Here is an 18837-nt window from a genome sequence, read left to right as displayed (position 1 = left end):
ATGGGCGCCGAGGAATGATTCGGCGCCCGCTCGGTCCCAACTTAAGGAACCGGAGAGGAGACCCTCATGCAGTCACGCCTGATCGATGGCCTGGAATGGGACCTGGACGAGGATGGCAGCGGCGGCCTGTGCAACGCCAATGGCGACAAGGTCCATCTGCGCCAGGGCGACATGGACGGCGCCTGCGGGCCCTACTGCCTGGTCATGGCGATGCTGGTCCGCGGCCAACTGCGCCGGCGCCAGGCCAAGGGCCTGGAGCGGGTCGACAGTCGCAGTCGCTACGGGCGCCTGATGAAGGCGCTGGACCAGCACGGCCCGCTGCTGCGCGTCGGCACCACCGGCGTCGACCTGCTGGAGCTGCTGGCCGAGATCAACGATACCGAGCATTTCGCCCTCAAGGGCGAGGGGCGCAGGTTGGTCCGGCACACCCGCGAATACCTGGAGGCCGGCTTTCCGGTAGTGCTCGGTTTCCACGGTCGCAAGGGCAGCGATATCCGCCACTGGGGCCTGGCCATCGGCATGAGCGAGCGCGCCTTCCTGCTCCTCGACCCGGCCCACGACCTGCCGCGCGGGCAGGCCTGGAACGCGCTGATCACCAGCGAGGCGCACGGTTCCCGGTTCGGCTATCGCTATATCAATGCCAAGGGCACCTGGGCGGTGACCCTCAAGGAAATGGTCGCCTTGCTTTGAGGGGCGGGTTTGTTACAGCCCGTGTGCGGACCGCCAGGCGCGGCGGATCTGCGACTAGAGTGGTGTTTTTCGCTTGGGGAAGGAGAGAACGCATGCCGGGCCTGTCTTTGAATGCCATCCTGCTGAGCGCCGTCGCGCTGCTCGCTCCGTCGGTCGAGGCGGTGGACGCCGGTCGCCACGACAGCGAGCTGGGCGCCGTCGAGGTCACCCCGGTGGTTGGCGGTCTGGCCTATCCCTGGGCCGTCGCCTTCCTGCCGGACAACCAGGGCATATTGGTCACCGAGCGGCCCGGCAGCTTGCGTTTCGTCAGTCCCGAGGGACAGTTGTCGGCGCCGCTGGAAGGCGTACCCAGGGTCTTCGCCAGCGGCCAGGGGGGACTGCTCGACGTCGCCTTGTCGCCGGGGTTCGCCGAGGACCGGCTGGTCTACCTGACCTATGCCGAGGCCGGCGAGGACGGCCGCGCCGGAACGGCGGCGGGACGTGGCCGGTTATCGGCGGACAAGCGACGGCTGGAGGGCTTCCACGTGATCTTCCGGCAGTTGCCGAAGCTTTCCAGCGGCCATCACTTCGGCTCGCGCCTGGTCTTCGACGGCAAGGGCCACCTGTTCATCGCCCTCGGCGAGAACAACCAGCGCAGCACCTCGCAGGACCTGGACAAGTTGCAGGGCAAGGTCGTCCGCCTGTATCCGGACGGCGGCGTTCCCAAGGACAATCCCTTCGTCGGCCGTACCGACGCGCGGCCGGAGATCTGGAGCTATGGCCACCGCAACCAGCAGGGCGCCGCGCTGAATCCCTGGACCGGCCGGCTCTGGACCCACGAGCACGGCCCGCGCGGCGGCGACGAGATCAACATACCCCAGGCCGGCGGGAACTACGGCTGGCCGCTGGCGACCCATGGAATCAACTACACCCTGCTGCCGATCCCCGAAGCCAGGGGCAAGGCCGTCGAAGGTACCGAGGCGCCGCACCATGTCTGGGAGAAGTCGCCGGCGATCAGCGGCATGGCGTTCTACGATGCGCAGCGCTTCCCGGCCTGGCAGCATAATTTGTTCATCGGCGCGCTGGCGACGCAGGAACTGATCCGCCTGCAACTGGATGGCGACCGGATCGTCCACGAAGAGCGCCTGCTGGGCGATCTCGGGGTGCGCATCCGCGACGTGCGGCAGGGCCCGGACGGCTATCTCTACCTGCTCACCGACCAGAAGGACGGGCAATTGCTGCGCCTGGGGTTGGCGCGCTAGCCTTCAGCCTTGGTTGCGCTTGAGCTGGACGTAGAGCGCCTCGACCTTTTCCCGGGCCCAGGGCGTCTTGCGCAGGAAGGCGAGGCTGGACTTGATGCTCGGGTCGTTCCTGAAACAACGAATGTCGACCCGTTTGCCAAGCTCCGCCCAGCCGTGGTGGGCGACCAGTTCGGTGAGCAGTTTTTCCAGGGTGACGCCGTGCAATGGATCGGGATGGCCAGGCATGAAGGGCTCGGGATTCAGGCAATGAAAAAGGGGATGGAGCGTGGCACATCTGCGTGCCGGCCTGCCATCCCCTTCGTAGTCCCCGGCGAGGGGCGGGCGTTCAGCGCTTCTTGCTGATGGTGATCTGCCGCGACGGGCCGTAGACCTGGCCGCTGACGCCCTTGGCGATCTTCTGGATCTCGCCGCCGGCCTGGAGGAAGGCGGCGACCTGCGCTTCGATGGACTCGCGGGTTTCGACCGCGGGAGCCGGCTTGGCGGCTTTCGGCGCGACGGTTTTCTTCATGATGGCCATATCCGGGGACCTGTCTCTGCATTAAATATGGCCGTTCATTATAACCGAAGCGGCGTTTTATTTCATCTTGAATATTGTCGATCAGATTTCGGACGTAACCTGCTGTTTTCTATAAAGTCCGTTAGGCAATACCCGAGCGAGGCGCTGCGGCATTGGCGATCCGGCGGTGAACTGCTCGAGGTCTCCGCGGCTGGATGTTCCGCCGACCCCGGGCGACGCAGGATACCGCCAGGTGGATAACTCCCTTCGCGCATCCCGGCATGAATTCCAATGTTTGCATTAGTTGATGCGAGAAAGTTCTCCGGGCCTCTATCTCACCTATATCGAGAATAATGAAAAGTTCACGATTAGTTATCGGCTAAGTTGCCCGGATATATACGTCGATATCATCGCGCTGCCGGCCGGGGCATGCATCGCCTCGCTGCGTTCCCGGTGCTAACCTGCGGAACCCCAGCCGCCGAGCGAGCGCCGCATGCCAGCCATTCTCTCCTCCCGCCAACGTATCGCCCTGCGCCTGGCCTGGCGCTTCATGGCGCCTTACCGCTGGCGCATGCTCGGGGCCCTGGTGGCGTTGCTGTTCACCGCGGCGATCACCCTGTCCCTGGGCCAGGGCATCCGCCTGCTGGTGGACCAGGGGTTCCTCACCGCCTCGCCCGAATTGCTCAATCGCTACATCCTGCTGTTCTTCGTGCTGGTGCTCGGCCTGGCCGTGGGCACCTTCGTGCGCTTCTACCTGGTGTCCTGGATCGGCGAGCGCTTCGTCGCCGATATCCGCAAGCGCGTGTTCGACCACCTGATCGAGTTGCATCCCGGTTTCTACGAAACCAACCGTAGCTCCGAGATCCAGTCGCGCCTGACCGCCGACACTACGCTGCTGCAGACGGTGATCGGTTCCTCGCTGTCGATGGCCCTGCGCAATGCCCTGATGCTGGTCGGCGGGGTGCTGCTGATGTTCGTCACCAACGCCAAGCTGACCAGCATCGTGGTGCTGGCGTTGCCGCTGGTGATCGCCCCGATCCTGCTGTTCGGCCACCGCGTGCGCAGCCTGTCGCGGGAAAGCCAGGACCGGGTGGCCGACGTCGGCAGCTACGTCGGTGAAACCCTCGGTCAGATCAAGACCGTGCAGGCCTACAACCACCAGGCGCAGGATCGCCAGCGCTTCGCCGGCACCGTCGAACGCGCCTTCGACACCGCGCGCAAGCGCATCGCCCAGCGCGCCTGGCTGATCACCGTGGTGATCGTGCTGGTGCTCGGCGCGGTCGGCGTCATGCTCTGGGTCGGCGGCCGCGACGTGATCGCCGGCAGCATCTCGGCCGGCGAACTGGCCGCGTTCGTCTTCTACAGCCTGATCGTCGGCATGGCCTTCGGCACCCTCAGCGAGGTGATCGGCGAATTGCAGCGCGCCGCCGGCGCCGCAGAGCGCATCGCCGAGCTGCTCAGGGCGCGCAGCGAGATCCGCCCGCCAGCGCAACCACGCAAGCTGGCGGCACGGGTGAGCGGGAGGATCGAATTGCAGGCGGTGCGCTTCGCCTATCCGACCCGTCCCGAACACTGGGCCATCGACGACATCAGCCTGGCCGTCGAACCGGGGGAAACCCTGGCCCTGGTCGGACCTTCCGGCGCCGGCAAGTCGACCCTGTTCGATCTGCTCCTGCGTTTCTTCGATCCGCAGCAGGGACGGCTGCTGCTGGACGGACAGCCGATCGTCGAACTGGACCCGGCCGACTTGCGCCGCAGCTTTGCCCTGGTGTCGCAGAACCCCGCGCTGTTCTTCGGCAGCGTCGAGGAAAACATCCGCTACGGCCGTCCGCATGCCAGCGCCGCCGAGGTCGAGGCCGCAGCGCGTGCCGCGCATGCCCACGAGTTCATCCTGGGTCTGCCGCAGGGCTACGCCACCCACCTGGGCGAGGGCGGCATCGGCCTGTCCGGCGGCCAGCGCCAGCGCCTGGCGATCGCCCGGGCGTTGCTGGTAGACGCGCCGGTGCTGCTGCTCGACGAGGCGACCAGCGCCCTGGATGCGGAAAGCGAGCACCTGATCCAGCAGGCCCTGCCAGGCCTGATGAGCGGACGTACCACCCTGGTGATCGCCCATCGCCTGGCCACGGTACAGAGCGCCGACCGCATCGCGGTGATCGACCAGGGGCGGCTGGTGGCCATTGGTAGCCATGCCCGGCTGATCGCCGAGAACCCGCTCTATGCGCGCCTGGCGGAACTGCAGTTCGCTGCCGGCGGACGCTAGCTTCAGAGCGGCTTGTCGATGCCCGCGTACTGCTTGTCCAGCTCGTCGATACGCTGCGCGTAGGCACGGGAGAGGCAGTCGGTGTCGCCACCGCAGCGCCGGCGCTGGCGCAGCCAGTCCTGCTGCCGGTCCTGCATGGCGCCGCGGCCGCCCATGGCGAACAGGCCGCGGAGGAAGTGGTACTTGACGCTCATCTCGACGTCCTTGTCGTTCAGCGCCCGGTTCGCGCAGATGGCCTTTTCGTCCGCTCGCTCAGCCTTTTCGCAATCGAAGCTGGCCGCTTCGGCCAGGGGCGCCAGCAGGAGTCCGCCGAGGGCGAGGAATGCCAGGTGCTTCATGCCGTTCTCCGTTTCGCCTGGTTGCTTGCGAATCTTCGACGCCCGCGACGGCGCTGGGTTCAGCGGGGAGCGCGCGGCGGCCGGGCGGGCCGCTCCGGCGCGGTCAGTGCGAAAGGATCAGGGCCTTCTGCTCGGGGATGACGGTGCGTTCCCGAGGGGCGTCCGCGCGTTCCGCTTCCTCGGTTTCGGGGCGGTTGGCGAACAGGCTTTTCAGGGTGCTCAGCAGCGGCTGTTCCTTCGCCGCTTCGGCGACCTGGCTGCGGCTTTCCACGGGTTCCGGGTTGGCCGCCGTGACCACGTGGAAGTCGCTGATCTCGATGATCCCGCGGCCCTCGGCGAGCAAGTGGAAGGAGAAGGCCTTGCGCGCTTCCGGGTTGTCGAAGGTGAAGCTCATGTCCAGCGGCTTGCCTTTGAGCAGGCGCGGGATGTCCGGTACCGGTATGGGAACGTCGCGTTCGAACTCCTTGGTCTTCAGCGTCACCCGGGCGCCGTTGCGGTCCATCTGCAAGGCGCGGATCTTCAGGGTGACCGTGGTCCTGCTGTTCTTCGGCATCTCCAGGTATTGCGCGCCGATCAGGTTGTCGGTCCAGTCGTTGTGGGTTTCCGGCTTCAGGCGGATGCGTTCGTGGGTGGCGAACTGGAACTCCTGGCCCAACTGGCCGGCCTGTTGCACGGAGTGGTCGAGGACGGCGGCGCGCTGGCTGACCAGGCGTGCCTGGCGACCGCTGAAGCGACCGAGGAACTCGGCTTCGTCGGCGATGAAGCCCTCGCTGCGGTAGCGCCGGCAGACCTGCTGGAAATCGCATTCGACGAAGGTGTCCTTGCCGTCGTGGTGGCGCAGCATGCCGTTGGTGTAGGACATCATTTCGCGGCCGCTGGCGTAGTCGCGGAACAGCGAGCGCCCGGAAATCCCCGCCGGCACGCGGTAGCCGAAATAGTCGAGGACGGACGCGGCGAGGTCGACGTGGCCGTAGACGCCGCTCTTGATCGGCGGCAGCGCCGCCTGTTCCGGTGCCAGTACCAGGTTGAAGCCCCAGGCCGAGGCGAGGCGCACCTGGTCGACACCGTGGGATTCGTCGGAAGTGAGCACCACCAGGGTGTCGCGCAACACGCCCTGTTTCTCCAGGTCGGCGAGGAAGGCGTCGATCGCGTCGTCGAGATAGGCCACCGCGGCCTGCTTGGCGCTCGGGTAGCGGGCCAGGTAGTCGGCAGGCGCCGAGTAGGGCTGGTGGGTGCCGACGGTGAGCAGGGTCAGCATCCAGGGTTTCTTCTGCTGGCGCAGCTGCTTCACGTAGGTCGCGGCGCCCTCGAAGAAGGCCTTGTCGTCCATGCCCCAGGGAAACTCCAGGTAGGACGTGTTGCGGAACCAGTCGCGCCCGAGGGTCTTGTCGAAGCCCATCTGTGGCATGACCTTGTCCTTGGCCATGAAGCGCAGGCCGGCACCCTGCAGGAAGTGCGTGCTGAAACCGTGCTGGCGCAGCTGGGCGGGCAGGCACTCCCTGGCCCGGGCCGGGTTGTTGAGCAGCTCGACGCCCTTCGGCGTGCCCGAGTCGAGCTTGCTGTAGTCGCCGCAGAGCATGGCGTAGAGGCCGCGGATGGTCTGGTGGCTGTGCAGCACGTAGTCCGGGGTGGTCATCGCCCGTTCGGCCCAGCCACTCAGCCGGGGCATCGGCGCTTCGTGGTAGCTGCTGTTGATGGCGGCGCGGTTGGCGGCGATATATACGCCGGGGATTCCCTCCATGGCCACGATCAGGACGTTGCGCGCGCGTCCTCCGCCGGCCAGCAGCGGCGTTCCGGAAAGGTCGAGCTGGTTGAGCCCGGCGACGTCCGGCGGGGTGTCCGGACGGTCGCCGGCGAGCCAGTCTTCGACCGCCAGTTGGCCACTGCTGAGCGCGCTGGCCAGCAACTTGTGCGGCAGGTTGTACTGCTGCCACTGATCGGCATCGCTCGGACGCAGGTATTGCAGGCCGACATGCGCCGCCAGGAACGCCGCCGGCAGCGCGTAGGCATAGCGCGGCAGGCGCGGACCGCGGCGGCGCCAGAGCAGCACGCAAAGCAATGTCGCGCCGCCGAGGCCGAGCGCCAGTGGCAGGTGGGCGAGGCCGCCGCCCTGGGTGGAGCTGCTGACGAACTGCGGATCCAGCAGGTACTTGAGGTCGGAAGGCTCCGGCATGCGCCCAACCGCGCCGACCAGTTCGGCATTGCCGATCAGGAACAGGCACCAGAGCAGCATGACCGGGAGCGCGAACCACAGGGAGCGTCGATGCAGGAGCAGCACCAGCAGGCTGCCGAGGGCCAGGTCCGAGAGATAGCCGAACGGCGTCGACCAGCCGAGCCAGTAGCGGCCGGCGAGGGGAACGACCAGGAACAGCGCGGCCAGCGCCAGAAGCGAGCCGCAAGATGAGAGCCAACGGCTGAGTGGACGCACAGGAACTCCTGATGAGCGGCAGCGAGAATCCTTGATAAGGATGTTCCAAAAAAGTCTTTAGGGTTCACGATTTTGAAACATCGTTGTGCTTACTGCCAGTAGACAGTCGGCATTTGGGAAATGTCCGCGTGGTTCAGGATGTTTCGGCGCGAATGGCCGGCAAGGCGATGAGCGGCGTCGGCGTACCGGCAAAAACTTCCGCCCGCATGCGTGGCGCCCGGTAGAATGCCGCCCCTTCGACAGGGGGAGACAACATGGCGGTCATCGGGCGTTTCAATTCACTGCAGGTGGTCAAGCACACGGAGTTCGGGCTCTATCTCGACGGTACCCAGCACGGCGAGATCCTCCTGCCCAAGCGCTATGTGCCGAAGGACCAGCCCAGCGAAGTGGGCGACTGGCTCAACGTGTTCATCTACCTGGACAGCGACGACCGCCTGATCGCCACCACTCAGACGCCCAAGGTCCAGGTCGGCGGTTTCGCCAGCCTGAAGGTCGTGGAGATCAACCGGATCGGCCTGTTCCTCGACTGGGGCCTGCCCAAGGACCTGCTGCTGCCGCATTCGGAAGAAAAGCGTCCGTTGCAGGTCGGCGACTACTGCGTGGTCTACGTCTACCTGGACAAGCGCACCAACCGCATCACCGCCACCGCACGCCTGGACCGCCAGTTGGACAACCTGCCGCCACGCTACAGCGTCGGCCAGGCGGTCGACCTGCTGGTGGTGGAGCGTACCGAGATGGGCTTCAAGGCGATCATCGAGGGCAAGCACTGGGGCCTGATCCACAAGAACGAGGCGTTCAAGTTCCTCCGCAGCGGCATGCGCGAACAGGGCTACATCAAGGAATTGCGCGCGGACGGCAAGATCGCCCTTAGCCTGCAGCCGGTCGGCGCCGAGGCCGCCGTCGAGCTGAGCCAGCAGATTCTCGCCCGGCTGCTGGAGGCCGGCGGCAGCCTGCCGCTCAGCGACAAGAGTTCGCCGGAAGATATCCACCGGCTCTTCGGGGTCAGCAAGGGGACCTTCAAGAAGGCCATCGGCGGCCTCTACAAGAAAGGCCTGATCCTGATCCACCCGGAACGCATCGAACTGCCGCGCTGAGGTTTCCGCTCAGGGCTGGAGGAACGGGGCGAAGTCCAGGCCAGCGCCGCCGGGGCGGACGTCGCGCAGGCGCTTGCCGGGGTCCGCGCTCAGCTCCAGGCTGAGGGTCGGCCGGCGGGCGTTCTTGTCGCGCAGTTCCAGGCTGTCCTGCTGCTGGCGAAGGAAACCGGTGGGCACCTTCAGGTGCTCCACTGCATCGCCGGCCGGGTTCGCCAGCAGCAGGTTGAGGAACTTGCCGGCCTTCAGTTGGCTGAGCGGAATATCGAACCACCAGACGTTCTTGCTCTTGTTGAAGCGGGCGAGCAGGGTGTTGCCGGCATCCAGCACGGACATGCCCAAGGCCTGGTTGAGCTGTGCGATGGCTGCCGCTTTATCGAGTTTCATGGAGTTTCCTGACGGGCCGCGCCGGCCGGGATGGCGGGCGGGTAGCCGGATATTCTAGCAGCCGGAGGGACGCCGCAGGACCTGCGCGGAGCGCAGGCCCCGCCGCTCAGACCATCCGCCGGAACTGCCGCCAGCGTTGCTGCCAGCCCAGCAGCAGCGGAGAGACCGCGGGGCCGGTGCCGGCGTCCTGCAGGCGCGGGTGGTGGCTGACCACGTTGACCAGGATCGGCTCCTGGGCGTTCTTCACATCGACGAAGAACAGGTGCTGCCCCTGGTGCAGGCGTTCTTCGAAGGGACGGAAGGCGCGGTTGGTGCGCTGCAGGCCGAAGAAGCTGCCTTCCCACAGGCAGAACGCGCAGAGCATGGCGCCGAGGAAGATCACCGGAATCCAGCCGGCGGCGGTTTCCGTCCAGCCGCTGGCATAGGCGAAGGCCACGGCGACGATGGCCAGGACGAGGCCGACCAGCAGGCCGACACGGCCGGAGCGGACCACATCCTTCTTCATGAACGGAGAGACTTCGTGCAGATGGCGCTGGCCGGTCTCCGCGTCCTTTTCGCTGAGGACGTGGATCTGCTCGGTGGCGATGCCGCTGGCTTCCAGTTCGGCTTCGAGCCGTTCCAGCTCGTCGAGGTTGTCGCTGATGTAGTAATGCCGGTTCATGGCATGCCTCCCATCGTCTGACGGCCTGTTCCTTGGGCGAACAGGCAAAGGTCGATACCCCCTGTCGGTGAATCCCGGAGCACCCGCAAGCGGCAGGTCGGCCGGGATTGTCGGTTTCTTGCGCAGCATTCAGTCTAGCATCCGCGGCAGCGGCGGCCGGTACGCCGGTCTGCTGGCTTCTTCCTTCAACATAGGCCGGAAGCGGGGTAGTGGCGGGGCCGGGCGATGGACGGGCCAGGTACGGGTGGGCCGTACGCAGCCCGCGAGCGCAGGATTACTCGGCGGGAACGATGATGGCGACGCGGCGGTTCTCGCTGCGGCCGGCGCGGGTCTTGTTATCGGCCACCGGCTTGCTCATGCCAAGGCCGCGGACCTCGATGTTGGCCGCCGGCATGCCGGCTTCGCGGAATACCGCGGCCACCGATTCGGCGCGCCGTTCGGAGAGCTTTTGATTGTAGCCTTCGTCGCCGTAGTTGTCGGTGTGGCCTTCCAGGCGGACCTTGTCGATGTCTACCGCGAGCAGGGCGCGGGCGATCTTGGTCAGGGTGTTGCGGCTGTCGGGATTGAGACGGTCTAGATTGTTGCCGAACAGCACCTTGCTCGACATGCCGAACTCCCAGCCTTCGTCGCGGAGTTCGAAGCCCTGCTCCTGGAGCACGGCGATCTGCTCGGCGCTCAGGCCGGTCTGCGGCGGCTTGGTCTGGCAACCGGCCAGGCCCAGCACAAGGCTGAACAGGGCGAGGGCAAGCAATCTACTTGGGTGGAGCCTCTGGGGTAGCACTGTCTATCTCCTTTTCTTCCTGAAGGATGCGGGGGTCGTTGAGTTCCGCCAGGCGCCGGCTGCCGCGGGCCTGGCGCTTGGCGATGTACATCGCCATGTCGGCGTCGTGGAGCAGCGCCGCCGGGGTATCCGCATGCTCGGGATAGAGGGCGATGCCGATGGTCAGCGAGGTACTCACCGTGCTGCCGTCGCTGAGCCGGATCGGCGCCTGCATGCTGGCGATGATGTTGTCGGCGATGCGCAGGGCGTCGGCGCCGGACGCCAGCGGTGCGAGCAGGACGGCGAATTCGTCGCCGCCCAGGCGCGCCACTAGGTCGCTTTCGCGCAACTGCCCACGGATGCGCATGGCGATGTTGACCAGCACGGTGTCGCCGGCGGCATGGCCGAGGCGGTCGTTGATCTCCTTGAAGCGGTCGCTGTCGATGAACAGCACCGCCAATTGCTCGCGATGCTCGTTGGCATCGCGCAGCGCCCGGCTCAGGCGGCCTTCGAAGAAGGCGCGGTTGGGCAGGCTGGTCAGGCTGTCGTGGTGGGCCTGGTGCGCCAGCGAGGCGTTCTCGTCCTGCAGGCGCGCCTGCCAGGATTCGAGTTCGTCGAGCAGGGCGTTGAAGTCCTCGCCCAGTTGGCTCAGCTCGGCGATGCCGGCTTCCGGTACGCGCTTCTCGAAATCTCGTTCGCGGCGCACGGTATGCGCGACCTTCGCCAGTTGGTCGAGCGGGCCGACGATACCGCGTACCAGCCGCCGCGACAGGTAGAAGGCGCCCAGGGCGGTAAGCAGCAGGCACAGGACCATGCCGGCGAAACCGGTGAGCAGGAAGCGCAGCAGGCTGCCGCCGGAGCCCTTCACCTCCACCGAACCGATCTTCTGGCCGTCGTGCAGGATCGGTTGTTCGGTCGGCGCGCTGAGCAGCCAGTGCGCCAGTTGCTGTTCCAGCAGGTGCAGCGGCCCGGTGCTTTCCCGATGCCAACTGGCCAGGGTCTGTCCCTGGCGGTCGTAGACGATGGCGCTGGAGACCTCTTCGCTGGAGGCGATCAGCGCCAGGGACTCCTCGGCGGCCTGGGCATCGCCGAAGACCACTGCGGCTTCGACGGTATAGCTGATGGAACGGGCGATCAGTTGCTGGTTGGGGTCGGCATAGGCGCGCAGGGTCAGCAGGCCGACCAGGGTCACCGCCAGCCCGGCGGTGAATACCGCGACCAGCGCCACGCCCAGGTGTGCGTGATAGAGCACCCGGCGCAGCGATGGATTGGAACCCGTATAGCGACGACGACGGTTCATCACGGAGTGGCCTGCCGCCTTGCCAGTTTCAATACGCTCGGGTGCACGCGTACGCCGCTGCGGGCGATGGAGTCGAGATTGGCCTCGAAGGTGATGCGCGGACCGCCGACGTTGAGGCAGAACATGCTGCCGACGCTGCATTCGGTGCCACGCTCGCTGATGGACAGGACCGGATGCCCGGCCAGGCTGCGGAACACCTGCTGGCGCTCGCGCTCGTCGACCACTCCGAGGTAGATCACGTTGCAGAGCGTGCCGAGGTCCGGGTTGTCCACCGCGCGGCGTTCCGCATGCACGCGCCTGCCATTGGCCTGCACCATGCCGCGGAGCAGGCCGTCGGCGTACTCGGTCGGTCCGACCACGCAGAGTTGCAGGACCGCCGGCTCCTTCGGCCAGCGCACGTAGCTGAATATGCCCAGCAGAACCTGGCTGACCGCGTTGCTGCGTTGCTCGACCGACGTCCGTGCGTCGTCCGCCCACAGGCCTCCGCCGCCCAGGCAGGAAACCGCCAGGACCAGGCAGGCCAGGGTGCGCCTGTAGAGGTCGAGGGGCTGCAAGGTGGGCAACGAAGGCAAAAAGGTTTCCTCCAGGAAAACGTAGCGGGGTGGCACGACTGGCCAGTGTAGTCGGTGTGCGGCGAATATTACCGGATGTGCCGGGAAAGAAAGCCGTTCGGTGTCAAATCAATGGCGCAATTGCCGGAGATGGAAGCGCTTTGCGTCTTGTCCTGTCTGGTTTTCTGGCTGAGCATGTAGGGCGTTACTGACCTTTATCAGGGGGCGGCATGATCCGGGAAATCCTCAAGATGGGTGACGAGCGCCTGTTGCGCATCGCGCAGCCGGTGCCGTCCGAACTGTTCGGCAGCGAGGAGCTGCAACGGCTGATCGACGACATGTTCGAAACCATGCATCACGTCGGCGGGGTAGGGCTGGCCGCGCCGCAGATCGGCGTCGACCTGCAGCTGGTGATCTTCGGTTTCGAGCGCAGCGAGCGCTATCCGGACGCCCCGGCCGTGCCGCCGACCATCCTGCTGAACCCGCGGATCACCCCGCTGGACGACGAGATGGAAGAGGGCTGGGAGGGCTGCCTGTCGGTGCCGGGGTTGCGCGGCGCGGTATCGCGCCATCGGCGCATCCGCTACCAGGGCCTGGACCCGCAGGGACAGCCGATCGACCGCAGCGTCGAAGGGTTCCATGCGCGGGTGGTGCAGCACGAGTGCGACCACCTGATCGGCCGCCTGTATCCCTCGCGAATCACCGACTTCAGCAAGTTCGGCTTCACCGAGGTGCTGTTCCCCGACCTGGACCCCGCCGCGGACGATTGAGCGGTTGCGCCTGCGGCTCTGCTCCGGCCTGGCTCAGCTCCGCGATGGGGTGCCGAGCGGTGCCGCCGGAGCGTGTTTTTTCGCTCGTTTCGCCAGGCGTTTCTCCTGGGCGGTTTTCAGCGGTTTCCTACGAGTTTCCTTCTTCGCGTTCAGTCCCTTGCTCATGGCGTTCACCTCCCCGCGCAGCACCTGCGTGGCGCGCCGGATGGCCGATGGCGTCCGCGGCGCCGGACGGCGGCGGACGCTTCCAGCATAATGCGTGGCGCAGCGCCCGGCGCGGGCGGCGATCGACGGCGCTCAGCGCAACTGGCGTTGTGCGGTGATTTCCGGCAGGTCCTGGCGGCGCAGATAGACCAGTAGCGGCTCGCCGATGTTCAGTCGTTCGTTGATGTTCTGTTCCAGCAGGATCTGCAACTGCTCGCGGCCCAGGCGCATGACGTCGTCGCGTACCGAACTCCAGACGAACTCGCTGGTGGGCGTGATGCTGTCGTCGGCGACGTCCATGCCGAAGGAGTCTTCGCTGAAACGCACGATGTAGCGGCCGGTCTTGCGGTTGAAACCGACGAACCCCTTGAGGGCATCGGCGGCCTGGCAGATGTCGGTGGATGTGATGCTCATGCGGAACCTCCCTGAACGTTCCTGTTTCTCTGGGCGCACGCATGATCGGCGGCGCCCCCGTTCTGCGGCGGGGGTCGCTGGTGCCGAGCGGGGTATTCTGCCAGTTGCCGCCGCCCGGGGAAGAGGACGGATCGCGAACGGTAGTGGGACGGATTGTCGCGACCTTGGTTAAACCGCCGCCACGCGCTAGGCTCGGGGTTCGCAGCCGACCGAGTGGAGAACAGCGCCAGATGCCAGGGGCCGTGGATTTCAAGGAGCGGATATCCCGCCAGCGTCCGCACGACAGGGAAACCTACGGACATGCCGGGAACACCGATCTGCAAGACATCGTCTACCAGTTGGAAAGCGACCGCGGGCGCATCGTCAATTCCGCCGCCGTGCGTCGCTTGCAGCAGAAGACCCAGGTCTTCCCGCTGGAGCGCAACGCGGCGGTGCGCAGCCGCCTGACCCATTCCCTGGAAGTGCAGCAGACCGGGCGTTTCATCGTCCGCACGCTGTTCCGCCAACTGGGCCCGCGTGCCGCGGAGGTCGGCCTGGACGGGCTGGAAGGCGCGCTGGAAAGCCTGGTGGAAATGGCCTGCCTGATGCACGACGTCGGCAATCCGCCGTTCGGTCATTTCGGCGAGTACGCCATCAACGACTGGTTCGAACGCAACCTCGACGCCCTGTTCGAGCGCCGCGTACCGCCGGGCCAGGGCGACGGCCTGTTGCAGCAGCGCATGCTCACCGACCTCAAGCATTTCGAAGGCAACGCCCAGGCCATCCGCCTGGTGGTGAAGCTGCTGCGCCTGAACCTCACCTACACCCAGACCGCCGGCCTGCTCAAGTACGTGCGTCCGGCCTACGAGCCGAAGCCGGACAAGGCGGCGGCGAACCACTACCTGAACAAGAAGCCGGGCTTCTATCTTTCCGAGGAAGCCTTCGTCGACGAACTGCGCCAAGTCCTCGGCATGCGCCCGGGCACTCGCCACCCTGTGGCCTACATCATGGAAGCGGCCGACGATATCTCCTATTGCCTGGCCGATATCGAAGACTCGGTGGAAAAAGGCATCCTCGACATCCGTCAATTGGCGGATCTGCTGGTGAAGAAGTTTGCCGTCCACCATTCGCCGGACGCGCCGATTCCCGGCGACGCGGACAACATGAGCTTCCAGCGGATGGTCGACTACTCACTGGAAAAGGCCGAGCGGGAGCCGATCAACAAGGTCAGCGAATTCTTCATCCGCCTGCGGGTGAAAATGATCCACCCGCTGGTCCAGCACGCCGCCCAGCAGTTCATCGACAACCTCGAAGCGGTTCATGCCGGCACCCTCGGCCGCGCGCTGATGGAGGACGGCAGCCTGCCGCACGCCATCGTCCAGACGTTCAAGGACGTGGCCATGGAATGGGTGTTCTGCCATCCGGAGGTGGAAACCCTGGAATTGCAGGGCTACCGCATCATCCAGGGCCTGCTGGATTTCTACGCGCCGCTGCTGCGCCTGCCGGCCGAGGAGTTCCAGGCCCTCGCCGAAGGTCGCCAGGCCGCCGCGCCGCATCCGCAACTGCTGGTTCGGCGCCTGCCGAGCCAGCAGATCAAGGCTTACCTGGAGGCCATGAAAGGTGTGGCGGAGGACCCGTTGCAGCGGCAGTGGGAGTTCTACCACCGCTGCCGTATGCTCCAGGATTTCGTCAGCGGCATGACCGACCAGCATGCCCAGGACGAATACCGCGCGTTGTCCGCGCTGTAAGCGGAGGAGCGAGATGCGCGCTGTCGTCGAACTGCTCGCCGGCGCCCGCCGCCTGGTGATCTTCACGGGCGCCGGGGTGTCGGCGGAAAGCGGGATTCCCACCTTCCGCGATGCCCTTGGCGGTCTCTGGGCGCGCTACGATCCGGCGGCCCTGGCTACGCCCGCGGCCTTCGCCGACGATCCCGCGCTGGTCTGGGGCTGGTACGAGTGGCGCCGCCTGAAGGTGCTGGGTGTCCAGCCGAATCCCGCGCACCGGGCGATTGCCGCATTGAGCGGACGGATCGCCGACACCCGGTTGGTCACCCAGAACGTCGACGACCTGCATGAACGCGCCGGCAGCCGCGACGTCCTTCACCTGCATGGCAGCCTGCACGCGCCGCGTTGCGCGACCTGCGCGGCAGCCTACCGGGACGCCTTGCCCGATTCGGTCGAGCCGGAAGAGGGACGACGGATCGAGCCGCCGCGTTGTCCGGCCTGCGGCGGACAGGTCCGGCCGGGCGTGGTCTGGTTCGGCGAGGCGCTGCCCGAGGCGGCGCTGCGCGAGGCTTTCGCCGCGGCCTGCGAGTGCGACCTGTTGCTCAGCGTCGGCACTTCCGGCGTGGTGCAGCCGGCGGCGCGGATACCCGGACTGGCGCTGGAGCACGGTGCCAGCGTCGTGCATGTGAACCCGCAACCGGTGCGCACCCGCCATCCGCGCGAGCACTGTCTCGTCGGTCCGGCTGGCGAGGTGCTGCCCGAACTGTTGCGCCGGGCGTTTCCCGGCTGAGGCGGCTCAGCCCTGGGACGAGCCGAAGAGGATCACCGCGGAACCGATCAGGATCAGCAGCCAGTAGAGCGCGCCGAGCACGATGAACAGCAGGTTGTAGCCCGAATAGCCGGCGTTGCCCGTGCCCTGCGGGTCGCCGCTGGCGAGGTTGGCCTGGCGCTGGATGTTGCGCATCGGGATAAGCGGCGTGAGCAGCAGCAGGAGCGAGGGCAGCGAGTAGGGCTCCAGCGCGGGGACCACATCGGTGAGGTGGCTGATCAGGTTCGCCGCGACCGTCAGCAGCACCGCCCAGGTCGCATCCTTGCTCGGGCTCCATAGTGCCTGGCGCTCTTCCGGCAGGGCCTGGTGGATCCGCCGGGCGAGGGCATGGAAAAAGAAGATGCCGAAGATCGCCCGCCATACCGGGCTGATCCGCCGCTCCATCTGCGGTTGCTGGGCCTTCCAGTGCTTGTACATCCAGTACACGCCGTACAGCCCCAGGGTGAGGAGGAAGAGCACGCTCATCTTGCCCAGCGAGGTGACGAAGAAATGCGCCCGCTTCGCGCCGCGGGTTTCCACCAGGGGAGCTTCCGGGGTCTTGTAGACGTTTTCCATAACTGATCCGGCAGTCCTTGAGAAAAACCGCCATTTTGCCTTCCGCCGCTCCGTCAGGCCAGCGGCCAGGGGCGTTGCCGCCCCGGCCGTCCGATCAGGCGTTGCGGCTGGGCGGCGCCATGAACTCGGGACCGACCGGATCCTGGATGGTCTCGGCGAGGATCCGCTCGATGCGGGCCATGGCCTCGTCGTCCAGGCGCCAGCCGAAGGCGTCGGCGATGCCGTTCAACTGCTCCGGCTTGCGCGCCCCCCACAGCGCCACCGTAGGGCCGCGATCGAGAATCCAGCGGATGGCCAGGGCCAGCACCGACTTGCCATAGCGCTCGCGAGCCAGTTCCTCCAGTTGCGCGACCGCTGCCAGGTACTGGGCGAAGCGGGGCTGCTGGAACTTCGGGTCGGACTTGCGCAGGTCGTCGCCATCGAAGCGGGTCTCGGCGTTCATCCGTCCGGAAAGCAGGCCGCGGCACAGCGCTCCGTAGGCCAGCACGACGATGCCGTTACGCTCGGCGTAGGGCAGCACGTCGGCGTCGATGGCGCGCTCGAACAGGTTGTAGGGTGGCTGCACGCTGGCCAGCGGAGCGAACTGGCGGAACCCGTCCATCTGTTCCGGCGAATAGTTGCTCACGCCGATGGCGAGGATCTTGCCGTCGCGGCGCAGGCGCTCCAGTTCGCCGGCGGTTTCCTCGTGCGCCACCAGCGGGTCCGGCCAGTGAATCTGGTACAGGTCGATACGATCGGTCTTCAGCCGCCGCAGCGAGTCCTCGACCTCCCGGCGGATGCGTGCGGCGGAGGCGTTGCGGTGGATGCCCGCGTCGCTCCACTCCAGCGCCGCCTTGGTGGCGATCACCGCCTTGTCGCGCAGCCCCTGCAAGGCCTTGCCGACGACCTCTTCGGAATGGCCGAAGCCATAGACCGGCGCGGTGTCGATCAGGTTGATCCCGGATTCCACCGCACGCCGGATGGTTTCCACCGACGTCGCGTCGTCAGCGCCGCCCCACATCCAGCCGCCGATGGCCCAGGTGCCGAGGCCGATGCGCGAGACCGGCGTGTCGATACCCTCGATGCGAATGCTTTCAACGCTCATGGAAATACTCCTGCAGATCGGGAAAACGCTTGCCGGCAATGCGCTCGGCGGCACGGAGCGATTACTCTAGATCACCCGAGATTGAATGTGGCTCAATGCTGCATTGACCTCCGAGAACTGCCAGGAGCCCTGGAATGCCGGCTTTCACCCGTTCCGAACTCGCCGACCTGAACGTCTTCATGACCATCGTCCGGCGCCGCAGCTTCCGTCACTCAGCCCAGGAGCTGGGTGTCAGTACCTCGGCGCTGAGCCACAGCATGCGCAACCTCGAGGCGCGGCTCGGGGTGAAGCTGCTTAACCGTACCAGCCGTTCGGTGGTGCCGACCGATGCCGGTAGCGCGCTGGCGGCCAAGCTGGAGGATGGTTTCCAGGTGATCGGCGAGGCGCTCGGCGAGCTCGATGCCTATCGCACCTCGCCGGTGGGCCGGCTGCGCCTGAACGTGCCGCGCGATGCCTCGCGGCTGCTGCTGGGGCCGGTCCTCAGGCGCTTCACCGAGGCGTATCCGGACCTGCAACTGGAACTTTCGGTGGAGGACCGCATGGTCGACATCGTCGCCGACGGCTACGACGCCGGCATCCGTTACGGCGGCACGGTGCCCCAGGACATGGTCGCGGTGCCATTGACCGGGGAGCTGCGCTGGGTGGTGGCCGCGTCGCCCGATTACCTGGCGCGCCACGGCGTGCCCCAGCGGCCGGACGACCTGTTGCGGCACGCCTGCATCCGCATGCGCCTGGGCGACAACTCGTTCTACAAATGGGAACTGGGCGACGGCGAGCGGATGGTCGAGGTCGACGTGCCCGGCCCTTTCAGCGTCAACGAAAGCAATACGGCGGTCGCCGCGGCCCTGGACGGCATTGGCCTGGCCTACTGCCTGGAAGTGGGAATCGCCGAGGAGCTGCGTAGCGGCCGGCTGCAACTGGTATTGCCCGACTGGAGCTCGATGGGCGCGCCGTTCTGCCTCTATTATCCGAGCCGACGCCAGCCGCAACCCGGCTTGCGCCAACTGATGGAAATGATCCGCGGCGACTGGCTGGGGCGTGCCTGAATCGTCCTCCCGCCAAACCTTGCAAGGAG

General features: G+C 66.5%; 21 protein-coding genes. 8 read left to right on the top strand and 13 right to left on the bottom strand.

Annotated features, from left to right (window positions below):
• Positions 1-66 precede the first annotated feature (66 nt).
• Both hcuA and hcuB read left to right on the top strand, forming a co-directional pair.
• A complete protein-coding gene (hcuA, locus tag LE197_RS16455) occupies positions 67-690 on the top strand; it encodes a hydrophobic compound transporter HcuA (protein WP_023109073.1) in 624 nt (207 codons plus the stop codon).
• Positions 691-782: 92 nt separating this feature from the next.
• Positions 783-1931 carry a hydrophobic compound transporter HcuB gene (gene hcuB / locus LE197_RS16450; protein ID WP_003159764.1) on the top strand — a complete coding sequence of 383 codons (1149 nt, stop codon included), beginning with the start codon at positions 783-785 and terminating at the stop codon, positions 1929-1931.
• A gap of 3 nt (positions 1932-1934) precedes the next feature.
• Here the strand turns inward: hcuB and LE197_RS16445 are convergent, their stop codons facing one another.
• Together LE197_RS16445 and LE197_RS16440 are read right to left on the bottom strand one after the other, a co-directional pair.
• Positions 1935-2156 (bottom strand): VF530 family DNA-binding protein, encoded by a 222-nt coding sequence (locus LE197_RS16445; protein WP_003082243.1) that lies wholly within the window; start codon positions 2154-2156, stop codon positions 1935-1937.
• A gap of 100 nt (positions 2157-2256) precedes the next feature.
• On the bottom strand, positions 2257-2448 hold the full coding sequence (locus LE197_RS16440) for a hypothetical protein (RefSeq protein ID WP_003109112.1): 192 nt from the start codon (positions 2446-2448) through the stop codon (positions 2257-2259).
• Between the two features lie 472 nt (positions 2449-2920).
• Between LE197_RS16440 and hcuC the strand changes: the two genes are divergently transcribed.
• Positions 2921-4687, top strand: coding sequence for a hydrophobic compound transporter HcuC (gene hcuC, locus LE197_RS16435; protein WP_023109072.1), 1767 nt, complete (start codon positions 2921-2923; stop codon positions 4685-4687).
• Positions 4688-4689: 2 nt separating this feature from the next.
• On the opposite strand, the gene LE197_RS16430 is transcribed toward hcuC, so the two are convergent.
• Together LE197_RS16430 and LE197_RS16425 are read right to left on the bottom strand one after the other, a co-directional pair.
• Positions 4690-5025 carry a lysozyme inhibitor LprI family protein gene (locus LE197_RS16430; RefSeq protein ID WP_003082246.1) on the bottom strand — a complete coding sequence of 112 codons (336 nt, stop codon included), beginning with the start codon at positions 5023-5025 and terminating at the stop codon, positions 4690-4692.
• A gap of 103 nt (positions 5026-5128) precedes the next feature.
• Positions 5129-7453 (bottom strand): LTA synthase family protein, encoded by a 2325-nt coding sequence (locus LE197_RS16425; RefSeq protein ID WP_023109071.1) that lies wholly within the window; start codon positions 7451-7453, stop codon positions 5129-5131.
• Between the two features lie 254 nt (positions 7454-7707).
• On the opposite strand from LE197_RS16425, the gene LE197_RS16420 reads away from it, so the two are divergent.
• Positions 7708-8547, top strand: a complete 840-nt coding sequence (locus tag LE197_RS16420) for a S1 RNA-binding domain-containing protein (protein WP_003082250.1) — start codon at positions 7708-7710, stop codon at positions 8545-8547.
• Positions 8548-8556: 9 nt separating this feature from the next.
• On the opposite strand, the gene LE197_RS16415 is transcribed toward LE197_RS16420, so the two are convergent.
• The 5 genes from LE197_RS16415 to yfiR form a co-directional block, all read right to left on the bottom strand.
• A complete protein-coding gene (locus tag LE197_RS16415; protein ID WP_003082252.1) occupies positions 8557-8931 on the bottom strand; it encodes a hypothetical protein in 375 nt (124 codons plus the stop codon).
• Between the two features lie 106 nt (positions 8932-9037).
• On the bottom strand, positions 9038-9592 hold the full coding sequence (locus tag LE197_RS16410) for a magnesium transporter (protein ID WP_003112496.1): 555 nt from the start codon (positions 9590-9592) through the stop codon (positions 9038-9040).
• Between the two features lie 274 nt (positions 9593-9866).
• On the bottom strand, positions 9867-10373 hold the full coding sequence (locus LE197_RS16405) for an OmpA family protein (RefSeq protein WP_003082254.1): 507 nt from the start codon (positions 10371-10373) through the stop codon (positions 9867-9869).
• On the bottom strand, positions 10345-11652 hold the full coding sequence (gene tpbB / locus LE197_RS16400) for a diguanylate cyclase TpbB (protein ID WP_226034082.1): 1308 nt from the start codon (positions 11650-11652) through the stop codon (positions 10345-10347). The genes LE197_RS16405 and tpbB overlap by 29 nt, the downstream gene beginning before the upstream one ends.
• Positions 11652-12224 carry a diguanylate cyclase inhibitor YfiR gene (yfiR, locus tag LE197_RS16395; RefSeq protein ID WP_003082257.1) on the bottom strand — a complete coding sequence of 191 codons (573 nt, stop codon included), beginning with the start codon at positions 12222-12224 and terminating at the stop codon, positions 11652-11654. Before yfiR ends, tpbB begins: the two co-directional genes overlap by 1 nt.
• A gap of 209 nt (positions 12225-12433) precedes the next feature.
• On the opposite strand from yfiR, the gene def reads away from it, so the two are divergent.
• Positions 12434-12973 carry a peptide deformylase gene (gene def, locus LE197_RS16390; protein ID WP_003082260.1) on the top strand — a complete coding sequence of 180 codons (540 nt, stop codon included), beginning with the start codon at positions 12434-12436 and terminating at the stop codon, positions 12971-12973.
• A 33-nt stretch (positions 12974-13006) separates the two neighbouring features.
• Here def and LE197_RS36890 read toward each other — a convergent pair whose 3' ends face one another.
• Complete coding sequence (locus LE197_RS36890) at positions 13007-13138, bottom strand: hypothetical protein (protein WP_003086493.1); 132 nt, start codon at positions 13136-13138, stop codon at positions 13007-13009.
• 132 nt (positions 13139-13270) lie between these two features.
• On the bottom strand, positions 13271-13591 hold the full coding sequence (locus LE197_RS16385) for a DUF2025 family protein (protein WP_003082265.1): 321 nt from the start codon (positions 13589-13591) through the stop codon (positions 13271-13273).
• A 230-nt stretch (positions 13592-13821) separates the two neighbouring features.
• Between LE197_RS16385 and dgt the strand changes: the two genes are divergently transcribed.
• Positions 13822-15318 carry a dGTPase gene (dgt, locus tag LE197_RS16380; protein WP_003109104.1) on the top strand — a complete coding sequence of 499 codons (1497 nt, stop codon included), beginning with the start codon at positions 13822-13824 and terminating at the stop codon, positions 15316-15318.
• Between the two features lie 13 nt (positions 15319-15331).
• On the top strand, positions 15332-16084 hold the full coding sequence (locus tag LE197_RS16375; protein ID WP_003086499.1) for an SIR2 family NAD-dependent protein deacylase: 753 nt from the start codon (positions 15332-15334) through the stop codon (positions 16082-16084).
• 6 nt (positions 16085-16090) lie between these two features.
• Here LE197_RS16375 and LE197_RS16370 read toward each other — a convergent pair whose 3' ends face one another.
• Together LE197_RS16370 and LE197_RS16365 are read right to left on the bottom strand one after the other, a co-directional pair.
• Entirely contained in the window at positions 16091-16678 is a 588-nt protein-coding gene (locus tag LE197_RS16370; protein WP_010793913.1) for a DUF4234 domain-containing protein, read from the bottom strand.
• Between the two features lie 94 nt (positions 16679-16772).
• Entirely contained in the window at positions 16773-17762 is a 990-nt protein-coding gene (locus LE197_RS16365; RefSeq protein ID WP_003082273.1) for an aldo/keto reductase, read from the bottom strand.
• A 134-nt stretch (positions 17763-17896) separates the two neighbouring features.
• Here LE197_RS16365 and LE197_RS16360 point away from each other — a divergent pair, with 134 nt between their 5' ends.
• The gene (locus LE197_RS16360) at positions 17897-18808 is read left to right on the top strand and encodes a LysR family transcriptional regulator (protein WP_019725950.1); all 912 of its coding nucleotides are present in this window, start codon (positions 17897-17899) and stop codon (positions 18806-18808) included.
• Positions 18809-18837 lie beyond the last annotated feature (29 nt).

It is taken from the genome of Pseudomonas sp. PS1(2021) (genome assembly GCF_020405165.1).
Taxonomy (GTDB): domain Bacteria; phylum Pseudomonadota; class Gammaproteobacteria; order Pseudomonadales; family Pseudomonadaceae; genus Pseudomonas; species Pseudomonas aeruginosa.
The sequence above is the reverse complement of the archived record's forward strand: the minus strand, read 5'-3'. Positions and strand labels throughout refer to the sequence as shown.

Coding starts and splice junctions, on each gene's coding strand:
- hcuA (WP_023109073.1), top strand. CDS start 67: ATGCAGTCACGCCTGATCGATGGCCTGGAATGGGACCTGGACGAGGAT.
- hcuB (WP_003159764.1), top strand. CDS start 783: ATGCCGGGCCTGTCTTTGAATGCCATCCTGCTGAGCGCCGTCGCGCTG.
- LE197_RS16445 (WP_003082243.1), bottom strand. CDS start 2,156: ATGCCTGGCCATCCCGATCCATTGCACGGCGTCACCCTGGAAAAACTG.
- LE197_RS16440 (WP_003109112.1), bottom strand. CDS start 2,448: ATGGCCATCATGAAGAAAACCGTCGCGCCGAAAGCCGCCAAGCCGGCT.
- hcuC (WP_023109072.1), top strand. CDS start 2,921: ATGCCAGCCATTCTCTCCTCCCGCCAACGTATCGCCCTGCGCCTGGCC.
- LE197_RS16430 (WP_003082246.1), bottom strand. CDS start 5,025: ATGAAGCACCTGGCATTCCTCGCCCTCGGCGGACTCCTGCTGGCGCCC.
- LE197_RS16420 (WP_003082250.1), top strand. CDS start 7,708: ATGGCGGTCATCGGGCGTTTCAATTCACTGCAGGTGGTCAAGCACACG.
- LE197_RS16415 (WP_003082252.1), bottom strand. CDS start 8,931: ATGAAACTCGATAAAGCGGCAGCCATCGCACAGCTCAACCAGGCCTTG.
- LE197_RS16410 (WP_003112496.1), bottom strand. CDS start 9,592: ATGAACCGGCATTACTACATCAGCGACAACCTCGACGAGCTGGAACGG.
- tpbB (WP_226034082.1), bottom strand. CDS start 11,652: ATGAACCGTCGTCGTCGCTATACGGGTTCCAATCCATCGCTGCGCCGG.
- def (WP_003082260.1), top strand. CDS start 12,434: ATGATCCGGGAAATCCTCAAGATGGGTGACGAGCGCCTGTTGCGCATC.
- LE197_RS36890 (WP_003086493.1), bottom strand. CDS start 13,138: ATGAGCAAGGGACTGAACGCGAAGAAGGAAACTCGTAGGAAACCGCTG.
- LE197_RS16385 (WP_003082265.1), bottom strand. CDS start 13,591: ATGAGCATCACATCCACCGACATCTGCCAGGCCGCCGATGCCCTCAAG.
- dgt (WP_003109104.1), top strand. CDS start 13,822: ATGCCAGGGGCCGTGGATTTCAAGGAGCGGATATCCCGCCAGCGTCCG.
- LE197_RS16375 (WP_003086499.1), top strand. CDS start 15,332: ATGCGCGCTGTCGTCGAACTGCTCGCCGGCGCCCGCCGCCTGGTGATC.
- LE197_RS16370 (WP_010793913.1), bottom strand. CDS start 16,678: ATGGAAAACGTCTACAAGACCCCGGAAGCTCCCCTGGTGGAAACCCGC.
- LE197_RS16365 (WP_003082273.1), bottom strand. CDS start 17,762: ATGAGCGTTGAAAGCATTCGCATCGAGGGTATCGACACGCCGGTCTCG.
- LE197_RS16360 (WP_019725950.1), top strand. CDS start 17,897: ATGCCGGCTTTCACCCGTTCCGAACTCGCCGACCTGAACGTCTTCATG.